We start from the raw sequence: 2,001 nt of genomic DNA, 5'->3' as shown, positions 1-2,001 counted from the left end.
GTGACGAGATGATCGCGACCGCGACGGCCCAGCGTGACGAGATGATCGCGACCGCCACCGCCCAGCGTGACGAACTGCTCACCGAGGGGCGCGAGCGTTCCACGGGCATGGTGGCCGAGGCCCAGCAGAAGAAGGCCGGGATCCTCGAGGAACTCGGTCGCGAGCGTGGCCTGCTCGAGCGCAAGATCGAGGAGCTGAGTGGCTTCGAGCGCGACTACCGCTCGCGCCTGCACACCTACATCCAGGGGCAGCTGGCGGACCTGAAGAACACCGGTGTCGACCACTCCGACGAGGAGTCCGGCGACGCCGAGCAGCACGAGGGCGCGGCTGCCGAGCCGCAGCCCGAGCACCAGGGCTGACGCACGCACGAGGGAAGGGCCCGGCCATCGGCCGGGCCCTTCCCTCGTGCTGTGACCGACCTCGCCGTCCACGCCGGCGTTTTGTCGTTGAGGGAGGACCCTTCACGCCGTATCCTCGCCCCACTGTCGACGGTCGACCACGGCCCGCCGACCCTCAGGAAGTGGGTACGCATGGTTGCCAGGAAGACGCCGACGGCGAAGAAGGCCACGTCCAGCCGGACCTTGGCCGTGCGCGAGGACGAGTCGCCGTGGACCGCCAAGGAGCTTCGTGACCTGCGCGGTGAACTCGAGAAGGAGATCGCCCAGCTGCGCAGCGAGCTCCTGGACGCCGAGAGCGACCTCGTCGACCTCATGCGTGACTCCGGTGACGGCGCCGGCGACGACCAGGCGGATGCCGGGGCCAAGACCTACGAGCGCGAGCAGGAGATCTCGCTGGCGAACAACGCCCGCCTGATGCTCGAGCAGAGTGAGCACGCCCTGGAACGGTTCGACGACGGGACGTACGGAATCTGCGAGTCGTGCGGCGACCCGATCGGCAAACTTAGGCTCCAGGCCGCTCCTCGTGCGACCCTGTGCATGCCATGCAAGAAGAAGCAGGAACGCCGCTGACCTCGAGTCACCCCGCCCCGTCCACGCAGCCCCCGGTTCCGCCGGGGCGTCAGCGACGGTTGACGACCCTCCTGCTGGGGCTTGCCCTCGCGGTCCTCGTCGTCGACCAGGGCACCAAGGTGTGGGCCCTGAACACGCTGACGCCGGGGGAGAAGATCGACCTCATCGGGTCGTTCATCTCGCTGAACCTCATCCGCAACCCCGGGGCGGCCTTCTCGATCGGCGACGGCGCCACGTGGATCCTCACGATCGTGTCGCTGGCGATCCTCGGCTGGGTCCTCGTCGCCGCGCGCAAGGTCGGCACGAGGGCCTGGGCGGTCGCGCTCGGGCTGCTCCTCGGCGGCGCCCTGGGCAACCTCGGGGACCGTTTCTTCCGGGAGCCCGGCCCCGGTCGGGGGCACGTCGTCGACTTCATCGACTACTTCGGGTGGTTCATCGGCAACGTCGCGGACATCGCGATCGTCGTGGGCGCCGGCGTCATCATGGTCCTGGCCTATCGGGGCACTCCCGTCTCCGGCCCACCCCACCACCCGGAGCACGCTCATGACTGATGCCCGCACCGTCCTCGTTCCCGACGGCCTCGAAGGCGAACGGGTCGACGCCGCCATCGCGCGGCTCTTCGGCCTCTCCCGGACCCGGGCGGCCGACCTCGCCGCCGAGGGGGGCGTCGTCGTCAACACCGCCAGCGTGGGCAAGAGCCACCGGGTGAGCGCCGGCGACGTCCTGGAGGTGACGCTCCCGGCATCCCCGGTCAGCCCGACCCTCGAGGTCGTCGCCGAACCCGTTCCCGGCATGACCGTCATCCACGACGACGACGACATCGTGGTCGTGGACAAGCCCGTGGGCGTGGCGGCCCACCCCAGTGTCGGCTGGAGCGGGCCGAACGTCCTGGCCGGGCTCAAGGCCGCCGGGTACCGCATCTCCACGAGCGGGGCCAGCGAGCGCCAGGGGATCGTGTCCCGGCTCGACGTCGGCACATCGGGCCTGATGGTCGTGTGCAAGAGCGAGCGCGGGTACTCGGTGCTCAAGCGCG

General features: G+C 70.1%; 3 protein-coding genes and 1 pseudogene. All 4 read left to right on the top strand.

The genetic code is table 11. From position 1 onward, the window contains the following. Positions 1-359, top strand: a pseudogene (locus tag PLL68_RS14360) (hypothetical protein); the annotation flags it as partial. Between the two features lie 171 nt (positions 360-530). Then, complete coding sequence (locus tag PLL68_RS14355; protein ID WP_324535242.1) at positions 531-968, top strand: TraR/DksA family transcriptional regulator; 438 nt, start codon at positions 531-533, stop codon at positions 966-968. A 59-nt stretch (positions 969-1,027) separates the two neighbouring features. Next, on the top strand, positions 1,028-1,519 hold the full coding sequence (gene lspA / locus PLL68_RS14350) for a signal peptidase II (protein ID WP_324535240.1): 492 nt from the start codon (positions 1,028-1,030) through the stop codon (positions 1,517-1,519). Next, positions 1,512-2,001: pseudouridine synthase (locus PLL68_RS14345; protein WP_324535238.1), on the top strand; the 490-nt coding region annotated here is incomplete at its 3' end. The genes lspA and PLL68_RS14345, both read left to right, overlap by 8 nt.

Origin of the sequence: Ornithinibacter sp. (assembly GCF_035443565.1) — a bacterium.
Lineage (GTDB): Bacteria > Actinomycetota > Actinomycetes > Actinomycetales > Dermatophilaceae > Fodinibacter.
The sequence above is the reverse complement of the archived record's forward strand: the minus strand, read 5'-3'. Positions and strand labels throughout refer to the sequence as shown.